25 protein-coding genes are annotated in these 21,619 nt (G+C 67.8%); 19 read left to right on the forward strand and 6 right to left on the reverse strand.

The window, feature by feature from the left end; genetic code table 11:
* The first annotated feature begins 105 nt into the window (after positions 1-105).
* The 8 genes from C9F11_RS08950 (at position 106) to C9F11_RS08985 (ending at position 6,298) form a co-directional block, all read left to right on the forward strand.
* Positions 106-1,164 carry a hypothetical protein gene (locus C9F11_RS08950; protein WP_138958743.1) on the forward strand — a complete coding sequence of 353 codons (1,059 nt, stop codon included), beginning with the start codon at positions 106-108 and terminating at the stop codon, positions 1,162-1,164.
* Between the two features lie 160 nt (positions 1,165-1,324).
* On the forward strand, positions 1,325-1,525 hold the full coding sequence (locus C9F11_RS08955; protein WP_138958744.1) for a hypothetical protein: 201 nt from the start codon (positions 1,325-1,327) through the stop codon (positions 1,523-1,525).
* A 126-nt stretch (positions 1,526-1,651) separates the two neighbouring features.
* A complete protein-coding gene (locus C9F11_RS08960) occupies positions 1,652-2,092 on the forward strand; it encodes a hypothetical protein (RefSeq protein WP_138958745.1) in 441 nt (146 codons plus the stop codon).
* A gap of 7 nt (positions 2,093-2,099) precedes the next feature.
* Complete coding sequence (locus C9F11_RS08965) at positions 2,100-3,071, forward strand: hypothetical protein (protein ID WP_138958746.1); 972 nt, start codon at positions 2,100-2,102, stop codon at positions 3,069-3,071.
* A gap of 11 nt (positions 3,072-3,082) precedes the next feature.
* A complete protein-coding gene (locus C9F11_RS08970) occupies positions 3,083-3,490 on the forward strand; it encodes a hypothetical protein (protein WP_138958747.1) in 408 nt (135 codons plus the stop codon).
* 68 nt (positions 3,491-3,558) lie between these two features.
* The gene (locus C9F11_RS08975; protein ID WP_138958748.1) at positions 3,559-5,508 is read left to right on the forward strand and encodes a hypothetical protein; all 1,950 of its coding nucleotides are present in this window, start codon (positions 3,559-3,561) and stop codon (positions 5,506-5,508) included.
* A gap of 69 nt (positions 5,509-5,577) precedes the next feature.
* Complete coding sequence (locus tag C9F11_RS08980) at positions 5,578-6,027, forward strand: hypothetical protein (protein WP_138958749.1); 450 nt, start codon at positions 5,578-5,580, stop codon at positions 6,025-6,027.
* 28 nt (positions 6,028-6,055) lie between these two features.
* Positions 6,056-6,298, forward strand: a complete 243-nt coding sequence (locus C9F11_RS08985; protein WP_138958750.1) for a hypothetical protein — start codon at positions 6,056-6,058, stop codon at positions 6,296-6,298.
* A 51-nt stretch (positions 6,299-6,349) separates the two neighbouring features.
* Here C9F11_RS08985 and C9F11_RS08990 read toward each other — a convergent pair whose 3' ends face one another.
* Complete coding sequence (locus C9F11_RS08990; protein WP_138958751.1) at positions 6,350-6,880, reverse strand: GNAT family N-acetyltransferase; 531 nt, start codon at positions 6,878-6,880, stop codon at positions 6,350-6,352.
* On the reverse strand, positions 6,861-8,129 hold the full coding sequence (locus C9F11_RS08995) for a hypothetical protein (RefSeq protein WP_249401651.1): 1,269 nt from the start codon (positions 8,127-8,129) through the stop codon (positions 6,861-6,863). The genes C9F11_RS08990 and C9F11_RS08995 overlap by 20 nt, the downstream gene beginning before the upstream one ends.
* 252 nt (positions 8,130-8,381) lie before the next feature.
* On the opposite strand from C9F11_RS08995, the gene C9F11_RS09000 reads away from it, so the two are divergent.
* From C9F11_RS09000 to C9F11_RS09015, 4 genes are all read left to right on the forward strand, one after another.
* Positions 8,382-8,831: an ATP-binding protein gene (locus tag C9F11_RS09000; protein WP_138958752.1), complete on the forward strand. Its 450-nt coding sequence runs from the start codon at positions 8,382-8,384 to the stop codon at positions 8,829-8,831.
* Entirely contained in the window at positions 8,828-9,010 is a 183-nt protein-coding gene (locus C9F11_RS09005) for a hypothetical protein (protein WP_138958753.1), read from the forward strand. The genes C9F11_RS09000 and C9F11_RS09005 overlap by 4 nt, the downstream gene beginning before the upstream one ends.
* A complete protein-coding gene (locus C9F11_RS09010) occupies positions 9,007-9,210 on the forward strand; it encodes a hypothetical protein (protein WP_138958754.1) in 204 nt (67 codons plus the stop codon). The genes C9F11_RS09005 and C9F11_RS09010 overlap by 4 nt, the downstream gene beginning before the upstream one ends.
* Before the next feature lie 98 nt (positions 9,211-9,308).
* Positions 9,309-9,893, forward strand: a complete 585-nt coding sequence (locus tag C9F11_RS09015; protein ID WP_138958755.1) for a hypothetical protein — start codon at positions 9,309-9,311, stop codon at positions 9,891-9,893.
* A gap of 288 nt (positions 9,894-10,181) precedes the next feature.
* On the opposite strand, the gene C9F11_RS09020 is transcribed toward C9F11_RS09015, so the two are convergent.
* Positions 10,182-14,315: a phage tail tape measure protein gene (locus tag C9F11_RS09020; protein ID WP_138958756.1), complete on the reverse strand. Its 4,134-nt coding sequence runs from the start codon at positions 14,313-14,315 to the stop codon at positions 10,182-10,184.
* Positions 14,316-14,371: 56 nt separating this feature from the next.
* On the opposite strand from C9F11_RS09020, the gene C9F11_RS09025 reads away from it, so the two are divergent.
* From C9F11_RS09025 to C9F11_RS09055, 7 genes are all read left to right on the forward strand, one after another.
* Complete coding sequence (locus tag C9F11_RS09025; protein ID WP_138958757.1) at positions 14,372-14,773, forward strand: hypothetical protein; 402 nt, start codon at positions 14,372-14,374, stop codon at positions 14,771-14,773.
* Complete coding sequence (locus tag C9F11_RS09030) at positions 14,773-15,000, forward strand: hypothetical protein (RefSeq protein WP_138958758.1); 228 nt, start codon at positions 14,773-14,775, stop codon at positions 14,998-15,000. Before C9F11_RS09025 ends, C9F11_RS09030 begins: the two co-directional genes overlap by 1 nt.
* Before the next feature lie 68 nt (positions 15,001-15,068).
* Positions 15,069-15,350, forward strand: a complete 282-nt coding sequence (locus C9F11_RS09035; RefSeq protein WP_138958759.1) for a helix-turn-helix transcriptional regulator — start codon at positions 15,069-15,071, stop codon at positions 15,348-15,350.
* A 122-nt stretch (positions 15,351-15,472) separates the two neighbouring features.
* Positions 15,473-15,718, forward strand: coding sequence for a hypothetical protein (locus C9F11_RS09040; protein WP_138958760.1), 246 nt, complete (start codon positions 15,473-15,475; stop codon positions 15,716-15,718).
* Positions 15,715-16,902: a helix-turn-helix domain-containing protein gene (locus tag C9F11_RS09045; protein WP_138958761.1), complete on the forward strand. Its 1,188-nt coding sequence runs from the start codon at positions 15,715-15,717 to the stop codon at positions 16,900-16,902. Before C9F11_RS09040 ends, C9F11_RS09045 begins: the two co-directional genes overlap by 4 nt.
* Positions 16,903-16,968: 66 nt before the next feature.
* Positions 16,969-17,322, forward strand: coding sequence for a hypothetical protein (locus tag C9F11_RS09050; RefSeq protein ID WP_138958762.1), 354 nt, complete (start codon positions 16,969-16,971; stop codon positions 17,320-17,322).
* Positions 17,323-17,862: 540 nt separating this feature from the next.
* The gene (locus C9F11_RS09055) at positions 17,863-18,120 is read left to right on the forward strand and encodes a hypothetical protein (protein ID WP_138958763.1); all 258 of its coding nucleotides are present in this window, start codon (positions 17,863-17,865) and stop codon (positions 18,118-18,120) included.
* Positions 18,121-18,226: 106 nt separating this feature from the next.
* Here C9F11_RS09055 and C9F11_RS09060 read toward each other — a convergent pair whose 3' ends face one another.
* From C9F11_RS09060 to C9F11_RS09070, 3 genes are all read right to left on the reverse strand, one after another.
* A complete protein-coding gene (locus tag C9F11_RS09060; protein ID WP_138958764.1) occupies positions 18,227-19,096 on the reverse strand; it encodes a recombinase family protein in 870 nt (289 codons plus the stop codon).
* Positions 19,097-19,915: 819 nt separating this feature from the next.
* Positions 19,916-20,215 carry a hypothetical protein gene (locus tag C9F11_RS09065; protein ID WP_138958765.1) on the reverse strand — a complete coding sequence of 100 codons (300 nt, stop codon included), beginning with the start codon at positions 20,213-20,215 and terminating at the stop codon, positions 19,916-19,918.
* Positions 20,216-20,326: 111 nt separating this feature from the next.
* Positions 20,327-21,382 carry a hypothetical protein gene (locus C9F11_RS09070; protein ID WP_138958766.1) on the reverse strand — a complete coding sequence of 352 codons (1,056 nt, stop codon included), beginning with the start codon at positions 21,380-21,382 and terminating at the stop codon, positions 20,327-20,329.
* Between the last annotated feature and the right edge of the window lie 237 nt (positions 21,383-21,619).

Consider the following 21,619-nt stretch of genomic DNA (forward strand, 5'->3'; position numbering starts at 1 on the left):
CCTGACGGAGACGCGAAGGAGACGCGGCGGATACGCCAGCGCAGGACGAAGGCCCCGGATCGCGCTAGATCCCCGGGGCCTCCTTGCTCCTTAAGGAGAGAAGCAGTGAAGAAGCCTACCCATCCCCCCACCCTGCGGGGAACCACTCTCGCGGTCCTCGCGGTTATCACCCTCGCGGTGGCCGTACTGTCCGCCCGGGTCAACTGGACGATCCTGGTGCCCGCCTTCGGAGGCTGGGCGATCCCCACGGTGGCCGCCCTGGACACCGTCTGGGCGATCCTCCTGCTCGTCGAGTACGCGGCGGGCAACAACCTGGCCCGCAAGCGGCCCGTACAGATCGCCGGACTGGTCCTCACCGTCATCGTGGCCGCCATCCCGGCGGTCGAGCTGATCGCCTCCGGCGGCGGGGGCCTGGCGATCGTGATGGCCCCGCTCGCCATCGCCGTGGTCAAGGCCGTGTGGGTCCTGGTCCTCCCCGGGCTCGGTCGCAAGGTCTCCCCGCAGACCAAGTCCCTCCTCGCCGAGCGTCGTCAGACGGTGGATGACCGGCTGGAGGTACTGGAGGCCGATGCCTCGCACCGGCTGGAGTTGCTGACGGTCGAGGCCAAGCTGACCGAGAAGATCGCCAAGGCGGAGACCAAGTACCGCAAGGCGGTCCTGAAGGCCCAGGCGGACTCCACCGAGACCCTGCACACGCAGGCCATCGCCACGGACAAGGTGGTCGCCGAGAAGCCGCTTCCGCCCGCCGTCGGGAGCATCGCGCTGCCGGTGCTGGGTGAGTGGGAGGCGGTCCGCACCGGCCCTGTCGCGCTCCTGGCGGGTGTGGCGGCCGCAAAACCCTCGGTCGGTGCACCCTCGGTCGGCTCTCGCTCGGCATCGCCGCAGGTCGCCACGACCGAGGGGGTTGCTGCGGCCACGACCGAGGACACCCCCCGCCACGTGGCCGAGGAGGGCAGGCTCAAGGGCTCCGCCCCGAAGTTCACGGACGAGGAGCTTTACCTGTCCGGCCGCCGGGTCTTCACCGAGATGGCCCCGCCGAAGAGCCTCAACGGATTCATCAACGCCCTCAAGGGCCAGGGCGTCTCGGCGGGCTACGAGCGCGCGGCCCGGCTGTACGCCCAGCTCCAAGAGGAGTTCGGCGGGGTGGACGCGTCCACCGAGTGAGGTCCGGCACCACCGATGGAGCCCAGCCCGAGCGGCTGGGCTTCGTCGCGACTGCCGGAAGCAGTCACCCGCGCGACCCGGTTGGTACCGGCTGGCGGCATCGCCGCAGGTCCGGCACAGATCCGGGGAGCGCCATCCGCACAACCCGAGGAGGAGCCCCGTGCGGGCACGCAAGGCCGCCTCGGCGGCCCGCAAAGAGGCCGAGTGGACTCGGCGCACTCAGGAGGCGTCGACACCCCGCGAGCGGGCGGCGGTCGCGTTCGACCGGTGCCGCACCGGACTCCTCCAGGCCGGTCGCGAAGACCTGCTGGAGGAGCTGGCGAGCACCATCGACGCCTTCCGTCAGCGTCACGCTCAGTGAACATTCGCGAATGTTCGTGGCCTTCATTCGCGCCCCTACAGGCCCCCTCAAGGCGCCTGCGCGTGCGCGCGTGATGATCCACCACTCCATCACCCACTGTCAACCCCCGAACGGAAGGAGGGCGGCATGATCACCGCCACCATCGGCGGCATGTCCATCGGCATCGCCGTCATCTGCCAGGTCCTCGGCAAGCTCGGCATCCTCGGCAAGGCCGCCGCCAAGGCGCACCTCGGATCCGTCCAGATCCTCGCGGTCCTCGCCGCATCCGCCGTGCTCGCATCCGCACCACCCGGACGCTGGATCCAGGCACGCCTGACCACCGTCCTCGGCTACAGCGGCCCCTACGTCGCCGCCGTGAGCGTCACGGCAGCCGTGATCGCCCTGCTGTTCGTCATCGCCGGAGTCATGCGCAACGCCGCCAACGGCAAGACTCTGGCGGCGGCGGTCCTCACCCCGCTCCTCGCCGTGATGGCACCCGGCTCCACGGGTGAGGTCATGGGGCACGGGCTGGCCCTGGTCGTCTCCGCCGCCGCGTGGATCACGCGCGGCCTGACCGGGATCGGGTGATCCGCCGATGGAGGTTCTGCTTGCCATCGCCCTCGGATATCTCCTGCACAAGCCCGTCATGGTCTGTGTCGATCCCACGTACAAGCCGGACGAGAAGGCCAGGAAGGAGCACACCGAGGCGGCCCGCAAGGTCGCCTCGGGTGTCTACCCGAGGCGCACTCACACGGCCGGACGCGTGGGCGGGGCCGTCGCCGCAGGCACGGCAGTGCGCACCGCAGCGCTGTGGCAGGGGGTCAGGGAGGGCGCGAAGGAGCGCTGGAGCAAGCGCAAGCAGGTGCCACGGCCGAAGGAGCCGGTACCGGCAACGTTCCAGCCCGCGCCCGTCGTGGCGCCCCCACTGCCCCCGATGCCTCCGCCGCTTCCGCAGCCACCCGGATCGACAACCCCGCCGAAGGTGAAGGCGGCATCCGGCCCGGACGAGCCGCCCCGCCTGATCGTCGTGCCGGATCTCCCGGAGCATCAGCCCCAACCGGCCCCGAGCCCCGGAGAGAACACCCCCACACCCCCGCCGGTGGCCTCTTCGGCAGATCCGGAAGACGGTCCGCGGGTGCCCGCCGAGCCGAAAGCCCCGCCCGTACAGAACGGAGAGCCCGCCGTGACAGCAGCAGCCGATGCGGAAGTGACCTTCGGGGAGCTTGTGCACTTCCTGGACGAGACCGTGGCCCGCACCCGCGACGATCAGCAGATCGCATCCTTCGTCGCCGCCGATGACAAGCTGATCGCCGATCGGCTCGATCAACTGGCCTCCCAGGCGGCGAACCTCGCCGAGGGGGACAAGGTGCTCACCGCGATCAACGACCTGCGGGAGAAGTGCTCGGGGCAGGCCGTGAAGGCGAGGGAGTACGCCTCCCGCTGCTCCACGACGGCCGACAAGGCGGCCACCGCCAAGACGAACGTGGACCACCGCTACGGCGCCATGGCCGCCGCCGCCCGCGACATGGAGGGCGGCCCCGCCATGTCCTCCTACTACGAGGACTGAGGAGACCGATCATGGCTGTCGCCACCCTGCCCGAAGCCGCCACGTACCGCGCGCTGCTGAAGGCCATCGCCGTCATCCGCACAGAGATCCAGCTCCACGAAGAGGAGCTGACCGGGGTCAATCAGCGCACCAAGAGGACCGCCGAGGGCGCACAGAAGGCCGCCGACGCGATGGCGAACGCCGTCGATCCGGACGGCGGGAAGATCGATGACATGACGCTCGCGGAGGTCCGCGAGATCGCCGCCGCCGCCCAGGGCGCGTCTGCCGCCTGCGGCACGTACGTGGCCGCCGCCAAGGACGCCTCCGCCTCCGCCGACGCCTGCGAGCAAGCCGCCCGCACGCGCAACGAGGGGTATCAGGCTGCGGTCGACGCCTCTCCCGTGTCCGCACCGAACCGGGGATTCCTCGCGTCCCGATGACGCGGGTGGGGGCCAGGACGCGCTAACGAAACCTGGCCCCCGCTCTCGCCAGAACGAGAGGCTGAATCATGTTGCCGAAGAACAACGAAATCAGCAAAGAGGCCCCGGACGTTCCGGCCGCCCGGAGCCGGTGGATCCGGCTTGCAGGTCTCGGTGCGGCAGCCGCCATGCCGGTGGTCGGCGAATCCCTCGCCTACACGCACACGGCCGCGTATCCGCTGCTCGCACTACCCGTCACCACGGCCGGACTGTACGCGTGGAAGCGTGCGGGAGACGTCCGTGATCTCGCTCTGGACGCCGTTACGTCCCGCGACTGGCCCGGCTGGATCCAGTCGGCCACCGGGCGTCTTCCCCGTAGTCCGGACCGTGCCGATGTGCTGCGTGCCGGGCGCATCCTCAACGGCGGTCTGCTGACCGCTTGCGCGGACGGCGCGACGTCCGGGGTGTGGGGGACCTCCGCGATGGCGCTGTGGCTCCTGTGGGGCGGCTACACAACGGCCGCCTGGTGGAAGCTCACCGGCCGCAAGGCGCCAGCGCCCGACATCGCTCAGCAGGTCGACTCCCTATCTGCGATGTGGGACGAATGGGTCGGCTGCGCGGATGGGGTCCTGCCGAAGTCGAGGCTGGTCCAGCCTGTGCACGTCCCTGCGGAGAAGGGCGGCGGCTGGGAAGGCGTCATCCTCCTGGATAGGAAGTCGAAGGCGAAGATCGACTCAGCGGAAGGCGTCCTGCGGGCGCTCGACCTGGCGGACGGGTCGCTCGACCTGGAGCGGATCGGCCCCCGCCGCATCAAGATCCGCAAGCTGGACGCCGATCCCCTGGCGAAGATCGCGCACTTCGCCGACGCGATGGCCCCCATGGACGAGCAGGGCTTCGTCACCGTCGGGCGCCATCGTGACGGCTCTCTCGCGAAGATCCGGCTGATCGACCCCGGGCGCAGTGCGCTGCACATGTTCCTGGTCGGCGGCTCCGGCTCCGGCAAGGGCGGTCTGGTCGATCTCCTGCTATGCCTGGAGCGCATGTCGGGCATCGCCTCCTGGTACATCGACGGAGGCAACGGCAAGTCGGCACCCCACTGGATCGGGAAGATCGACCGGTACACCACCGCCGAGGAAGAGCACATGCAGGCCCTGAAGGATCTGGAGCGCCTTGCTCTGGAGCGGATGGCGGCCTGCACGACGATCGAATGGACCGACGCCAAGGGGCGCCAGCGGGGTACCGCAAAGACCCTTGTCGGGAAGCCTGGTTTCCCGATCGTTTCGGTCACCATCGATGAGATCAACACGGTCATCAAGTACGACGGGGCTTTGCCGATCCTGGAGTTCCTGGCGACCCAGGGGCGAAGCCTTGGGATCATGCTTCGTCTGGTCGGTCAGTCCCCGTACAACGAGAATGCCGGATCCTCGATCATCCGTGACAGCGTGAAATCCAACGGCTGCACCGTCGTTCTTCGGCTCGAAGACGACGGCATGATCCGGTCCGCCCTCGGCAACGCGTACGAGAAGTTCGCCCCGGTCGTCTTCCCCAAGGAGTTCCCCGGAGGAGGGGGCCGCACATTCGGCCTCGGCGTCATCGACGGACCCGGATCGTCCACCCAGAAGTTCCGAACGTGGTTCCTTCCGGACGAGCCGGTCACCGGGGATCTGACGATCCCTGACATCGTCGACATCCAGGATTTCCTGGACGAGAGCTATCCGAACATGCCGACGGTTTCTGACGAACTCGGCTCCGGTGACCTGGAGGCGGTGAACCTGCCCGAGTCGGAAGGCGAAAAGGTCAGCGCATCGGCGAGCATTCCGGCAACCGGCCCGAAGGCTCTCGTATCCGAGTTCATCAACAGCCTGGCCGACGGCGAGGAATTCCTGACGATCCAGCTCCGGATGCAAACCGACCTCACCTCCAGCGAGGTTGGACCACGGTTGACGGAGATGAGGGAAGCGGGGGTCATCGTGAACGTCTCCCGAGGCAGGTGGCGTAAAGCCGCCGATGCGTCCACGCGTGAACTGGCAGCAGCCTGACTGGCACAGAAAGGGCCCGGATCTGCGTAACCGGGCCCTTTCTGTGTCTACTCGAACCGAAGGAACGCCATGTACAAGCCCACGGATGAGGAAATCGCCGGTCGGTTCGCCGGACTCGCCGACGCCTACAACCGCCCCGCAATCCGCCCCGACGTTGCCGAGCTGCTGGAGCGGCACAAGGAAGAGGCCAGGCACTTCGCGACCACGCCGTATGTGCCACACCCGCGACCCGAGGTGAAGCCATCGGAGCCGATCCCCGGATGGATGAAAGGGGTGGCCCTGATGGCCCCCGCAAGCGGCGGCGGTGTCTGGCTGGCCCTGGAAGGAGTCGAAGGCGTCATGAACGCGGTATCGCCGGAGGTGATCGGCGCGCTCGCGCTCGCTGGCCTCTTCGTGTTCCTCGTGGCGCTGGTCGGCCGGAAGAGGGGCCCGAAGCGGATCGTCAATAACTACGACATGCGGGGGGCGTCGGTCATCTCGAAGCGCTCCGCCGGAATCACCTACAAGTCCAACAACTGATCACACAGGGGGAAGTAACCCGTTGAACATGACCGACGATCAGCGCGAGGACATCGTCTTCGCCATGTCCGGCCTCCTCGGCGAGGCCCACGACATCACCTTTCACCAGTGCGGCGGGGACGGAGAGGGGTGGGCGTATCAAGATGACGACGCCACCACCGTCTATGACCAGGCCCGGCACAACGCCGACCGGATCGAGGCGAAGCTGAAGATCCTGCGGAAGACACTGAGGACCGCGCAGTCCACCGCCAACCTCCGACACAAAGAATGAGAAGAGCCCCCACAGGGATTCCTGTGGGGGCTTTTTGTTTTCAGACGGCGGTCAGCCCGTGGCGCGGCGGTTGAGCAGCATGACGGCGTACAGCGGGGAGTCCGGGAACGGCTGACGCTCGCCGACCTTTCGGTAATTCCACCCCTCGTACATCGCCTGAAGCCGAGGGCGCTTGGTGTCGACGGTGAGGACCACCAGGGCCTCCGGCCGGTCTTCGAGCAGGGCGCCGTGAAGCCGCTCCCCGATTCCCCGCTTTCGCCATTGCGGCCTGAGCATCAGTTCCGAGATGGAAAACGTCGACGGATCGGCCGGAGTCTCGGTCAGGTATTCGCGCCACCACTCACGGCCTGCCTCGCCCGGGGCCCCGTATGTGAACCCGACCGGATCACCGGCCTCGTACGCGATGACGCACGCGAATCCGGCTCGTCCTCCCCAGTGGTCCACGAACCAGGGGAAGCGCTGCACGAACTCCTCGTCCTTGCGGTCTGCGTAGGCGTCGGCATGCACGTCAAGGAGGGTTTGCCGGATCTGCGGCAGGTCGTCATGACCGAAGCGGCGAAGTTCAACGGTTGCCGTGCTCACGGGTGCTCCATTCGTTTCGGTAGCGGTCGGCCCACTCTCGCGCAATGTGGGTAGACGGCGCGAGGGTGAGGAGATCCCGGTAGAAGTCGCCGAGCAGGACCCGCAGACGTCCGGGAAGCTCGCTGCCGCTCATCAGGTGGAAGGCGTCTTCCGTGGACCCGCATGCCTGCTCGGCGTCGCCCTGGTGGAGCTGAGCGAGCGCGAGATGGGCGGTGGCCATCGCGCGGTTGCGCCGGTACTCCTTCGGCAGGGCGGACAAGGCCCGGTGCGAGGCAGCCTCGGCCTCCGCCGGTTCGCCGAGGAGTTCCCGGACGATCGCAGCCAGGGCGTGAAGCTCCGCAGGCCCGTAGAAGGCCACCCAGCCTGGCCGTGGCTGGTCCTGCGTCTTGCTCAGAGATTCCTCCGCGTAGCCGAGGGAGCGGATGGCCGACTGCCGCTCTCCCTGCTGGGCGTGGCCGATGGCCGTGCGGGCGTGAGCGAGGGAGCTGAACAGCGGGTCGCGCCGGGTGATGACGGTCGCCTGAGCGGCTTGGGCGGCGGCAACGCCCTCGCCGTACTCCCCGCGTTGGTGGGCGAGGATGGCCGTGGAGTTCCACACCCGCATCTGCGCCATGGGGTCCTGTGCCATCCCTGCGAGCCGCAACGCCTCGTTCAGGTGGGTCTGTGCGCGGTCGAGCTGGCGGGCGTCGATGCAGGACCACGCGGCGGTGGCGGTGTAGTTCGCGGCGATGGAGAACAGCCGCTGACGGATGGTCTGGGATGCGGCCTTGCCTTGCAGGCCAACGGCTTCGGCCGCGCCGGAGAGCGCGGCGCGTTCGAGTGCCACGTGTCCGCCCTTGCTCTGGTCAAGGGCGGTCAGGGCGTCCATGCCGTTGCGGAGGCGGATCACGTCGGAGGTGCCGACGGCCGGACGAGCGGCGATGAGGGGGACCGCCGTGGCGGCGGTTCCGACGGTGGCGGTGCAAAATCGGCGGCGGATCACGTCGGTGTCCTCTTGAGGCGGTTCGGGTGCGCCCGGGGGGTGGAAGCCCAGGCAGGAGGGTGTGCACCCGAATACTGCCGTCAGCGCGTCTCGCTGGCGCTGGTGCGGCCATCGGGTTTTTCCGGTCAGCCAGTTCCGGACGGTGCGGTCGCCCACCGTCCCCTTGTGCCCGGCGGATCTGAGCCCGTCGTTCACCCTGTCGGCCAACACGCTCTGCTGGAGTCCGTGTTCGTCCATGTGGACCCGCAACCGGAAATTCTCTGCCACCTGCTCACCGTAGCCACGCGATCCGGCAGCGTGGAGACGGTTGGAAGACTCTCACTCCAGAAATTTCCGGTCACCGTGAGTAGTACGTCTCACGTTTTTCCTACGCCCCGACCCTCCGTTGCCGTTGCACTGGTCATGCCCCACCCCGGGGCTCGTGCGCCGGGTGTGGTGGCAGGCGGTCCGCTCTCGCATCCCCCGGTTTCGCGGGGCGGGCTGCCTTCCTCGTCCCCTGACCAAGGCGATGACATGGGAATGACGGCGTTAAGGCCACGAGCGACGGGACACCCCGGATACAGCGAGACCCGCCCCCGTGATGAGGAGACGGCGCCCATAGCGCGCAACTTGGTGCGCGCGGCGTGCGCGACGTGGGGCGTGACCGACGATGCGACGGAGGCCGCCGCCCTGGTGCTTGTCGAGCTGGTCTCCAACGCCGTCCGTCACGGCATGGGGCCATCGATCCGCCTCATCGTCGACCGGCCGAGCAGCGGCCAGCTCTATCTCGCCGTAGTCGACCGCTCCGCCCTGAAGTTCCCGGAGTTGCGGGATCCGGGCGACGACGAGTCATCAGGCCGCGGGCTCCTCCTCATCGAAGCGATGAGCGAACGATGGGGCTACGAGCGGCTGGGCCCCACCACACGCCCTTGGGGCAAGCGCGTGTGGGCCGTGCTGCGGACTGAGGAGGAGGCGGTGGCCGCACCGTGAGCGCCCCCTCCTCCCAGCCGGAGTTCGCCCGCCTGAGTCCGCGTCAGCAGATGGGCGTGAACTGCGCCTTATGCGATGACCGCCTGGGCGTCGGAGGGCTCGTCCTGGCCAAGGTGCACTGGCGGGGCATGCCGTTCACCCTGTGGGCCTGCCTGAAGCACACCGAGGAGGAGCGGTGACCACCCCTCCCCCGGGCCGCCATGCGCCCGCAGGCGCCATGCGGCGGGCCCTCATCGAGTCCTGCCTGACCGTCCTCACCGCTGGCGCGCTCCTGGCCTCGCTCGTGGTCGGAGCGGTCCTGAGTGAACGACCCGCCCCCACCCCCGCGTCACCCGCCGCGTGCCACCCCGATATCCGACTCTGGCACGCGGCCATCTGAACGCCGACGGCCGGGCGGTGCCCACCTCCCCGCCTGGCCGTCGGTCTCCATGCTCCCCCGTCGGAATCTCCGCCGGGGGCACCGAGAGAGAGGCAATCATGAGCGTCACTCTTGTCCGACCGACCCCCGAAGAAGTCGCCGAGCGGGCGCGGGTCATCCGTGCCGCCTGGCTCGCCGACGAGGAGATGACCACCGTCCTGAAGGGCTGCGAGAAGTACACCAGCGACTGGGACGACTTCTACGGGGGGCCGCTCGTCAGCAGGTACAGCGTCGAGCGCGACGCCGCCCCGCTCCTCCAGGACGCCGTCAAGGTCATGGCCCTCAAGGCGGCCGTGTACGAGATGACCGGTGATGAGCTGGCCGCCGAGCTGCCCGTACCGGTGCCGGTCGACGTGACCTGTCACGCGCTGTGCGCTCAGATCACAGTCCTGTCCAGGGTCCAGGCCCGGACGGGCCACCTGTTCGTGCACTCCACCGTGAACGAGCACGCGAACGGGACCCCGTGGCGTCTCGGCGACTACACGCACCAGGCGTACCGCCTGGCGTACGGGCCGGTGGATGAGCGGTACTGGATCGACGCCGACGAAGCCGAGAGGCGCAGGGAGATCCTGGACGCGCGCTATGCGTCCATCGGGATCACCGACCGAGGAATGACCAGCTCCATCGCCTACGCGTCCGCGTAGGCTCCGGCTCCACCTTCAGGGACTCCGGCGGTGGTGCGATCCGGTCCGGCTCCAGGCCGACCTTGTCCGGATGCACACACGCCGGAGTCCCCTCTTTCGTGTACCGAAACCCGTCGTCCTGGTTGAACGGCGCCTCCCGCGTGGGCCTGTCGTAGACCACGAACCGGTCTCGCGGGAGGCGTTTGGACGGGCAGATCCCGCAGGCCGGGTGATCAGGATCGGTGACGAAGGGGCGGTCCGGATCGGTCGTCATGCCGGGAAGCTACCGGAAGTGCCGACGCCTCGATGTCACAGCGTTCCGTTGAGGGCCGCCGCGTACGCGAGCGACCGGTTGATGGTGGTGGAGGTCGGCTCGGAACGGGGGTACTGGTTGTTCACCGTGATCACCGGGCCTGTGCGGATACGGCCCTGGTCCACCTTGCGGTCCGCGAGCCGGTTGAGCTGACGCACCAGTCCGTTGCCACCGGACTCGAAAGCCCTGGCCAGAGCCCGTTCGTTCAGGGCGTGCTGACTGCGTGCCGGAGCCTGTACTTGGCCGCCGTTGGCGTAGTGGAACGGCTGGACGGTACTGGCACGACGCCCTCGCGCATTGATCTTGTCGAGCAGTGCACGGTGCCTGCGAGTGGAGTCAGCATTGACGACGTATTCACCGTTGGAGAGCATCGCGTGAATCCGGTCATCGCGCGGCCCGCCGGGTCCGGAGATGTACCCGCCGGACGCTGCCTGCACGGAACCACGGTTGCCCTGGTCGATCTGACGCCGGTAGGTGGTCTGCACCGTGTTGGCGTACGCGGTTGCGGTGCGCCCGTTGAAGCTGTTCATCGCCTGGATGATCCCGTTGAGCTTCGGGGTCGCATTGTCGGTGAGGCTCGCGGTGCCCGTCACGTTGAACTTGCTCTTGTTGCCCGCGATGTAGTCCATCAGCGCCTTGAAGAGCGCCCGGAATTCGGCATCGCTGAACCCGGCCTTCCCGTCTACGTCGAACTCGCCTGTCGCCTTCTTGCCGAGTACGAGCTGGGCCAGGGAGACGACCTTCTTGCGGAAGCCCGCATCGTTCATGACGGCCTTGCCCTTGGCGTCGAGCAGGCCGGAGACCTCCTGGGCCTTCACCCATGCCTCAAGCTCCTTCAGGCTGAGCTTGGCCGGGGCGTCGTTGATGTCGATGTCGACCTTTGCCTTCTGGGCGCTGGCCATGGTCCTGACGATGCTCAGCACGGCCTGGAGGTCTGCCGCCGTCTTCACCCGGTCGAAGAGGATCTGCGGCTTGATCTTCAAGGCGCTCAGCGTCTTGAAAGCGCTGGCGATGCCGGTGATCGTCTTCTCGATGGCTCCGGGGTTCTTGGCCGCCGTGTCCAGCAGGGCCGACGACAGGTTGTCCGACAGGACCTTGGAGACCGCCTGCCCCTGGGTTCCCAAGACCGCCCCCAGCTTGACCATGCCCTGGCTGTACGCCTGCGCAACGCTGTCGGTGTTCAGGCGGACGGAAGCGATGATCTTCTTCCGGGTTTCGGGGTCCGCGCCCACCAGCTTCTCCACCAGTCCGGCGCCCTGCACACCCATGCCAGCCAGTTCGGCCACCACGTCCTGCGGCAACTGGGAGGCGAGTCGGGTCAGGTTCGTTGACCAGTTGCGCACCGCGCTCAGCGACTTGTTGAAGCTGCTGATCCAGTCGTCCAGGCTGGTCTTGGACTCGCCGCCCGCCTTCTTGACCGCGTTCGTCCACGCCTCCAGCGGTGTGGTGTCGAAGCTCTTGAACCCCTCCGAGAACTTCTCCGCGTACGCGGACACGTTCTCGGCAAGCTCATCCGCGGCGTCCGCCGACAGGTTCAGGGACTGCTGGAAGCCCTTCGCCTTCTTGGCCTGCTTGTCCAGGGCGCTCGTGGTGCCCTCCAGGACCGCCTTCGCCGAGTTCTCCGACTCGCTGATGTTGTCGATGGCACCCCGGAAGGACTTCATGGCGTCCAGGTCGCCGCGCAGCCGCTTCTCGTAGTCGCTCTGGATGCCGCGCCCATCACGCGCGGCCACCTGCCACCGGATCTTCTCGTTCAGCTTGCTGATCTCGGCGTTGGCGATCTTCGAAGCGGCGGCTACCCCGCCCTTCTTGTCGCCAAGGGAGTCCTTGATCTGGTCGTAGGTGTCCTTGAGTCGCTTGGCCCGCTCCACGCCCGCCGACCCCTGGAACGGGCCGTCGGAGTCGTTGGGGATGATCCCCAGGATGCTGCCTTCCTGGGTCTTGGCCAGCTCCTCGCGAGTGGACTGAAGGACCTTCAGGCGCTGCTTGAGGACGTTGGTCATCTTGTCCGACCCGGCGTCCTTCTGCATGGCGTCCTGGAACGCCTTCACCCCGCCCGCCGCCTCCAGGGCGGCATCCGAGACCTTCTCGAAGGTGCTGCGGGTGTCCTGTAGCGCCTCGATGATTCCGAAGATCGCGAAGGTGGCGATCGTGCCGCCGACGATACGCATCGCGTTGCCGAACAGCCGGGCCGAGCGCTGAGCCCTCGTCAGCGCGGCAGCCGTCGTCGCCACGTTGGTCTGTGCGGCCCGGATCTGCTGGCTGTACTGCGTCCAGGACATCGCGCCGGACTGCACCTGCCCGCGAAGCCGCTGCTGGGTGGCGGCCAGCCGCTGCTGTGCGGCCTGCGCCCGCGTGGTCGCGGCCGTCACGCCGGACAGGGCGCCCCGCACGTTGCTCCAGGTCGTGCCGACCGTCAGGGCCTGCCCCTGGAGGCGCTGCTGGCTGCGCACCAGGGCGGAGGCGGCTACGTTCGCCCCCAGCAGGGCGGCCCGGAAAGCGGCCCACGCGGCGATCACGCCACCGCCGATGGCCAGCGCCGGACCCAGGTATTTCAACACCGTCTGCGCCCTGGAGGCCGCCTCCAGGAAGCCGGTGAGGGCTTCGGCTGCCGCCCCGAGGCCGCCCGCGCCCGCCTCACCCATCCTGGACAGCAGCACCTCCCAGGCGCTCTTGAGATTCTCCAGCTTCGCGGCGGTCGTCTCGTAGATGACGCCCGACTGGTTCGCGACCTCGTTGCCCTTCAGCCACGCGTCCTTGGACAGGTTCAGCGAGGCCGCCAAGGCGTCGGCGTTCTGCGCCAGGGACACGAACACGCGCGTGTCCTGCACGCCTGTCAGCCCGAGAGAGCGGAGCGCCTGCTGGGCGGAGCCGCCGTTCTTCTCGATGTTGCCCAGGCCCCGCACGAACTGCATGAAGAACTTGTCCGGGTTCGACTTGATCAGGCTCTGCGCCTCGGAAGCGGTGACGCCCATGATGTCGGCCAGGGTCCGCAGGCCCTCACCGCCGCCCTCGGCGGAGGTACGGATGTTGTTCAGCACACGGGCCAGGGATCCGCGCGCCAGGTACGGGGAGATCTTCAGGGAGGCCAGCGTGGAGGACAGACCGGCCGCCGCCGTGGCGGACAGCCCGAAGGACTTCGCGGAGGCGGCGATCTCCTGGTTGACCCGCAGGATCTCCTCCTCGGTCGCCGCCGAGGCGGTACCCAGGGCGAGGACCGCCGAGTTGAAGTTCTTCAGCGCGGCGACGGGGATGTTCTCCATCATCAGGATGCGGCTGGAGAGCAGCGTGGCCTGATCTGCGGCGATGCCGGTTACCACGGAGAAGTCAGCCGTCTCCTTGGAGAACGCGGCCACCTCATCCTTGGCGATGCCGGTCTGGGCGGCCAGCTGCGCGATACTCGCCACCTCCTTGAAGGAGAGCGGCGTGGACAGAGCGATGCCCTCCAGCTCCGTCTTGAGGCCCTTGGCCACGCCTCCGGCCGTCTGCGTGACGCGCTCCACCTGCGCGAAGGCCGCCTCGTGGGAGATCGCCGCGCTGGTGACCTCGGCGACGGAGGCGGCCAGCGCCCCACTGAAAGCGTGGAAGACGCTGGACGCCCGGCTGTACGCCTCGGTGATCGAGTCGATGGAGGCGGACGTGGTGCGCAGGCCGGAGGTGGACGAGGATCCCGCCGCCCCGACCTGGCGCAGGGAGTTGACCAGTGCGCTGGCCGAGGCCGCGGACCCCTGGGTCTGCGTGCGGAACCGCGTCGCCCCGGCTCCGGCCTGGTTCAACCCCTGGGCGGCCTGCTGGGCGGAGGTCCGCATCCCGGCGAGGGTCTGCTGGATCTGGCGGGAGGGTGCTCCGGCCTGCCGCATCGCCTGGACCATGCTGCGCAGGGAGGCGGCTCCGCTGCGCATGGGGGCGTCCAGCTGCCGGGCGGACTGTGCCAGCTGAGCCATCGAGCGGATGAAGGCCCGCTCGGCGGAGGTGGAGGCGGACAGGGTGCGCTGGAGATCCTTGACCGCCTGGTCCAGGGTCTTCACGCCCGAGGCCGCCGACGCGGAGCCCTGGCCCACGGTGGCGGAGGCCCGCGCGAAGTTGGACACGTCGATGTCGATGCGCGCTGTAGCCGTAAATCCCGCCATGCGGTGATTGTTTCACTCAACGTGACCAAATGCCTACGTTGTGTCACTGTGTGTGCATGGCGGGAGTGACGTGGACGCGCAGCGGGCTTCGGAGCCGACGGGGGCCGTATCAGCCCGTCCGCGTATCGGACCGCTTCGATCCGGGCCTTGCGGCATTCGTGAACTCCGCCCTCAACGGGCTCCATCAGCAGGTGGAGCAGCGGGCCAGGACCATCGCCGCCGAGGCGGAGAGATCGGTACGCACACGCTCCCGCGTCGACACCGGCTACATGAAGACGCATGTGGAGAAGACCGTTGAGGCCGGGCGTCAGCACATCGCCATCGAATTCGGCTGGCTCAACGATGACCCCGAGTACGCGAAGTATCAGGAGTTCGGCACCCGGCGGGGCATCGCCCCGATGTTCGCGGTGAAGGGCGCCTTCGATGAGGCGCTGGCGAAGCTCAACCGGTTGATCTGATGGCGGAGCGCGAGGCCAAATCGCTACGCGCGGCCCGGGACACCAAGCTGTGCAGGCGCTGCAACCACGCGCGCAAGCGGCATACCGAGGGCGGGTGCGGCTCGGTTCCCGGCGCCCTGGAGCCCTGCCTGTGCACCGGCTTCACCGACGCGATCCGCGCGAGCCTGTCCGCCTTCATCCCCCCGGAGATCGCGGCCTGGATCAACGAGCAGTCCAGGAACCTCTAAACACGCTACGTAATCATCCTGCTACTCTCCGCGTCATACAGGAACGTATCCCTGGAGAGGGCACCCACATGGCAGCACCCCCCGCAGTGCGGTACAGCAGCACACCGCAGTACGGCACCCGTAGCGCCATCGCCGAAGCCGTACTGGCGCACATGCAGCTGAGGGGCGAGACACAAGAGCAGGTAGCACGGGCCATCGGCGTCACCCAGCCGAGCATCCACCGGTACGTGACCGGACAGACCGGCGTGAGGGCCGAGCACCTGATGCCGCTCGCCGAGCACTGGGGAGTGCCGGTCACCAGTCTGCTGGGCCTCGACCGCATCGAGGCGGAGACGATCACCGGCCGCTGACACGCGAAAGCCCCCCGGAGAGCAATCCAGGGGGCCATTAGCAGAGCGAGCAGCGGGCCCGCCCACGGGCCACTCCCTCAAACCTCACCGGCCATCGGCCAGCCCCTACACCAGGAGCCATTATGTACGACCCGACCCCCACATGGACCTTCCAAGACGCCCATGCCGAACTGCATGCCCACCGCGCGTGGGTGTCCGGATGGGGCGTGACCTGCGACTGCCACATCGGCACGGATCTACTGATCCATCAGGGCCCTGACTGCGCACACCTGGTGGAGCACGTCCTGCCCACCGGGGACGCCGACGAGGGCGAGGTGCCACCCGCGTGGGCCCGGAAGATCATGAGCGCACTCGGAGTCGCCGCGTGAGCATCCAGCACATCACGCTCGTCCTGGACGCCGGAGACCTCTGCGCCCAGGAGAAGGCGGTGCTCACGGCCTTCTGCAACTACACCAATCCCGCCGGACAGACCTTTGCCGGAGAAGCGCGTCTCGCCGCGACGGCGGGAATGCCTGAGCGCACGTTCCGCACCTGGCGGGCAAGGCTCGTCGAACGGGGCCTTCTGGTGTGCCGCCGGAAGGGGCGGCACGTCAAAACCGGAGGGCAGCTCACTTCTCGTACACGGGTCAATCTCGAACTGCTGGCGAAGATGCGCAACCCGGTCTTTGACCGGAAGTTCACCGACGATGACGAGCTGATTCCACTGCCCGAGGAGGGTTACAGGCCGTCAGTGGCCTCAAAGGGGGTTACAGGCCGTCAGCAGCCTCAACGTCAGGCCGTGGGCAGCCTCAACGTCAGGCCGTGGGCAGCCTCAACGTCAGGCCGTGGGCGGCCTGTCATTAACCGTCAGGGAGCCGTTAGCGGAGCCTCAAGCGAAGCTAACGGCTCCCTCCGGGCGCCGACCACTCCAGCCGAGCCTCCGTTGGAGGCTCCGGCACGGCCGGAGCGGAATCAGGAAGAAATGAAGATGATCAGTGATGTTGAACCGCCTGCGGCGGATGAACACAGCAACGGCGCGAAGGAGTCCAGGACCCTCAAGAGCCTGCGCTCCCCGGTGACGAAGATCGACGTGTTCTCGTACTGCCCGCACGACTGGACCAGTCAGGCGGGCCAGGCGTGGCTGCACGGGGCGAAGAAGGACCTGGAGGAGCTGGCGGCCCCGATCAACTGGGCGAGGCCGCAAGGGGAGGCGGCCATGGATGACTCACTGTTCATCGAGTGGCAGGAGGACGCGCACCGGCAGGAGCGCGGCCTGTTGGAGATGCTGGCCACGCTGAGCGATCCGCAGGGACTGGACACCACGAAGCGGCGGGTCAGGGGTGACCGGCACTCGCGGGAGCGGGAGCAGGCTGCGGGAGAGCGGGAGCGGCGGGCCGAGGAGCGGGAGGCCGCACGGATGGCGAAGAAGGCGGAGGAGGACCGGAAGTACGTGCGATGGCTGGAGGGCAAGCAGCGGGCGGCACAGGAGCGGGGAGTTCCGTGTGAGTGCGCCGAGGTGATGCGGCGGACGCACCGGGAGTGCGAAGCCTGCACGAAGGTCCTGGTGGCATAAGCGACAAATGTGGCGTTTGTGCGCTGAGTAACGTTAGATCGGGCCCAGAAAGACCGGAGGTCGCCCATGGGGTACGGCACGCCGACCATGTCCAACCTGCTCGGCATCGGCGTTGACGACGTCATCGAGTGGATCGGCTGCCAGCCGGAGCGGCAGGCGCTGCGCCAGGCGATCAACGCCGAGTTCGGCCACCGGGGACTGACCGGCCGCCAGGTCTCGTACCTGCTCTGGAAGGCCAGCGGTCGGGGCCTGCTACATGCCCGCCGCCCGGAGCCGCAGCTGATGGAGACCCCGTACGGCCTGATGAAGGTCTTCCCGGAGAAGCAGGCGATCTGGTCGACGTGGGATCCGCGGGCGCCGGAGTACCGCTTCCAGGGACCGAGGACAGAGCAGGGCGCTCCTCGGCGAGGCTGGTACTGACGCCCGGAGATGGGCCGCATGCCCGCGTAAGGGCTTCGGGATCCCCCTCCGCCCGCTTCCTCGTCCGGCATCCTGAGCGGCCCTCAGATCGCCGCACAGCAAAGCTCGGCGACTCGTGGGGCGCATGGTGGTCAGCGTGGCGTCACGGAGCCCTCGGCCACCCAGAAGAGGCCACGGCCGCGCCTTGCGGCAGGCAAGAAGGCCCTGCATGGCCTCGTGAGCGCCTTTCGTCCCCTCGAAGGTCTCATCCGTCACGGACTCCCCTGAGAGGCCGCCAGGCGGCCGTCTGTGGCCTTGAGTTGAGAGCAGCGTGGGGCGCATGTGACGACGGAGGCACCGAGGGACGTGAGGAGCAGGCGAGGCGGCCCCTTCAAGCTCAGGCCGGAGCACCCGCCCGGGGACACGACAAAGCCCCCGGAGGGAGGCCCAGGGGCTTGGTCGCTATCCGTAGCGTCGTCTGTCCCAGTTTCGCACACCACCAGGGATTTCAGGTAATTATCTGGTGGTTGCGAGCGAGTTGACCACCCGTAAGGAGGGCGTATGCCGACGCTGCCGGTATCTCAGGCCGCGAAGATCTTGACTTCTGTGTGCGAGGCGGAGGTGATGGGGCAGGGGCTGACGGTGACGATCACCAAGAACGGCAAGCCGATCGCGGACTTGGTCCCGCACACCGGCACGTCCTCCGTGTCGGAGACGCCCGAGAAGACGCACCCCACGATCGCGTGCAAGAGCTGCGGGCGCCCGTTGGCCGTGTCGCTGGATCCGGAGCCCTGCTGTTCCTCGCCCCGCTTCGAGTGAGGGGCCCGGACAGGGCGATGCCCCCGGTCCGTCACTCCCTTACGGGGAACCGGGGGCATCGATGACGCGGTTACGCGATCAAGGCTACGGCCTGCGAGGCTGGCGCCTATGCCATCGCCTCCCCCTCCTGGAGGAGCCGGTACACCGTCGCCCGGGACGGGTTCTTCAGCTTGCCCTTGGCGTCCTTGAAGGTGACGGCGTCACAGATCTCCGGAACGCTCATGCCGCCATCCTTGAGCGCCCTCACCTGCGCAGCCATGGCCGTGGTGCCCACGACGGGGCGCCCGACGGTCTTGCCGTTCTTGCGGGCGGTCCCCTGTCCGCGCAGCACCTTCTCCCGGATGCTCTCGCGCTTCCGCTCCGCCAGTACCGCGAAGATCTTGAACAACGTGTTGTCCCCGTCGGGGCGGTGCTCTCCAGCCAGGGGCCCGGACAGGATCCGCAGGGTGATGCCGTTGGTGCGCAGTGTCTCGGCGTCCTTCACCATCTCGTCGGCGTCACGGCCGATGCGCTCTTCGTCGGTGACGACCAGGGTGACGGCCAGCCCGAACCGGCGAGCCTGTACCGCTTCATCGAGAACGTGTTGCCAGGCGTGGCGCTTGTCGCGCTCACGGGTTGACTCGTTCTCGGCATGGATGTGCTCGGGTGATACCCCGTAGTCGGTAAGCGCGTCCACCTGGGATGCGGTGCTCTGCTTGGACGTGGACACCCGGGCGTACCCCAGAAGCAACAGCGCGGTCGCGGTGGCCACGGTGGTGCGGGGGGTGCGGTAGTCGGTGCCCCGGCCGCGAGGGACGACCACACGCTTCGCCTTGGCCAGCTCCGGCACCAGAGACGTACGGGACGTGTGGTAGCTGGCAGCAGGGGCGCCGGATGCAGTGCGGCAGGGGTGGCCCTGCTCGGCGGTGCAGGTGGAGCACGCCTCGGACTCAGCAAGCGCGATGGTCTCTTCGTCGGTGCGTGTGGTGTTCGCCATGCCAACAGTCTCACAAGACTGTCTCTAAAAGTCAAGATTGGGAGACGGCTTGTGAGACTGACGTAGTGGAGATTCCAGGTCGCGAGCCACCTGTCTCACAAACAAGTGCTTGTGAGACAGAGACCACAGGACGGAGAGACACAGGAGCAGGGACGCCTACGCCCACTCGGGCCATCGGGTCACCCGCTCCTCGCCACCCGACCCACCATCCTCCGCTACGTACGTCGGTGAGTGGCACAGCAGGCAGGGGCGGCAAGCAGGGCCGAGGCGAGCGGCACGAAGACGGCGAAGACCACCACGCCAGACCAGCACCACCCCCGGTCGCACACCTCGCTGCCCAAGTCGGAGAGGAGGAGGGACACACAATGCACTGCGCATGTACATCACTCATACACATACATGCATACATGTAACTAACAAGACACATCAGACACAGAGCACAGCACACAGCAGGGAACAGGAAACAGACCGGAACAGAAAACCTGCTGGCCCGGCAGGCGAGGCGCGCGAGCTAGGAGTTGTCGAAACAGAAAATCAAATACGTTTTCGAACTGCCTGATTGGGACCCGATTCAGGGCCATGCATCCGTCTCCGCGTGGGCTCCGTGGGCTGGCCTCGCGTGGGCTCCGTGGACCGGCTACGCGGAGGCTGGCTCGGCGGTCCGCCCGGGGTTCATCCGGAAGCGGTGGCACTGGCACGGCGTCATCGCCCCGGGGATCCCCTCGCACGCTCCGCCGTCCTTGTGCCGCTTCTCGACGTGCTGACACACCGCGCAGATCCTCGCGATCCGGCCGGGCTCAAGCCCCCCGATCGCCTTCGTCACGGCCCGCCCTCCACCATCACGGCTCGGGCCTTCTCCAGCTCCTCAATCGCCACCTGCATCGCCGTCAGCCCCGGCGAGGCGCCCTGCTCCTCCAGGCCGCCCACCATGATGTGCAGCACCACCAGGGCCGCATCCGTCAGGGCCGCAGCGTCCGGCATCCGCTCCAGGAAGCCCCTCGTCCACGCGGAGGCGTATTCGTCCCCCGTGACCCTCGCCCCCTCGGCGGCGGCCTGGAGTGCATGTGCCGCCCGCCTGCCTGCCGCCTCGCCCGCTGCTGGTGTGTGCCGGATGTCCATACGAAGGCCCCTCCTTGGGTGCCGGAAACAGAAAACGACCCGGATCTCTCCAGGGTCGTTTTCTGGATCGCAGAAAAATTTCGCTGGGATTTTCTACGGGGGGGCGGCCCCTCAGTAGAGAGGTCCAGTCATCTCGCCGGACGTGCCACCGGACGCATCCCCGTACGGCTTCATGGAGAGAAGGTCATCGATCTCGCGAATGGTGTCCGCCGAGGGATAGCCGTTGCCGTGTGCCGACTCGCTCAGACGCCGGGGGCCCTGCAAATCGCGCATCGTCACGCCGCCGCCCTTCATCTCGCGGCGAAGCGTCGTCAGGTGGTACCGCTCCATATGGATGGCCTCGGTCAGGTTCTGCCCCGGGGCGTAGTCTTCGGCCAGCCGGACCATGGAGGACACCGGAAGACCGGATTGGATGATCTGGGCAATGATCTGACCCAGGCTCAGAGCCTTTCGGGCCTTCTCGTACTCTGCGGCGGTCCGCTCCTCAAGGGCGCTGATCGCTTCGAGAGTCTTCCGCTGCTCTGCGGACGCCTCCTTCAGTAGCTTGTGCTCTTCGCTCAGTGCCGCACAAGCACTCTTCTTCGCGATGCTCATCGACTTGATGTTCCGGGAAACCGATGCCCCGATGGACTTGAGTTCTTCCATCGGGTCACTCTTCACTGCGGACTCGGTCATGGTGACGAGCCTTCCTCCCGCGCATGCGCGGGTGACGACATCTGCGGAAAGCCCCTGGGTGATGGACGTGATGGTCCGCCGCCCGGATGGGGCCTCTTCGACTTCTCCGGCCGCCCGGATGGACAGGCCGATGACGGGGGCGAGCGTGGCGAGGCGCGTCCGGAATTCCGGGATGAACTGGATCCGGGCGAACAGTCCCCGCCCGTCCGCGGATTCCTCGAACCGGGCTGCGTCCACGAGATAGCCGATGAGGTCCTTCACGCTCCGCTCGGGGCGCTCTGAGTCCTCGTCGGGCGTCGGGTGGTCGGAGTAGACGTGTGTGCCCGCCGGGAACGCGGTAGGGCCATCCCTGCGCAGCACCTCGGCAGGGTAGTAGCCGCTGGCGCCCTGCACATCGGCCTCGATGAGCCGGGCCCGCCAGATGCCTTTGCCCCCGGCCTCCGGACCGGATGGCACCAGCGGGGAGGCTTCGGTCAGGACCGCGTGGACCACCGGATCCCCCTCGTAACGATGAGTAGTTGTTCGTCACTCATCGTATCTGCCTCCGGTTTGCCCAGGTCGGTACCGGCGGGGGTGCCGGAGCCCTGGCCATCGAGTCGGATTCGGACTCGATGGGGCCCCCAAGATCCACATCCCCTCCCCCGCGACCATGAGGCACCTCTCTCAAATGCGTCCCCGCAGGTCAGCGGACCGGGGATTCGGGACCATGATCACGATGGAGGGGGCAAG

The sequence above is a fragment of the Streptomyces sp. YIM 121038 genome (genome assembly GCF_006088715.1).
Classification (GTDB): Bacteria; Actinomycetota; Actinomycetes; order Streptomycetales; family Streptomycetaceae; genus Streptomyces.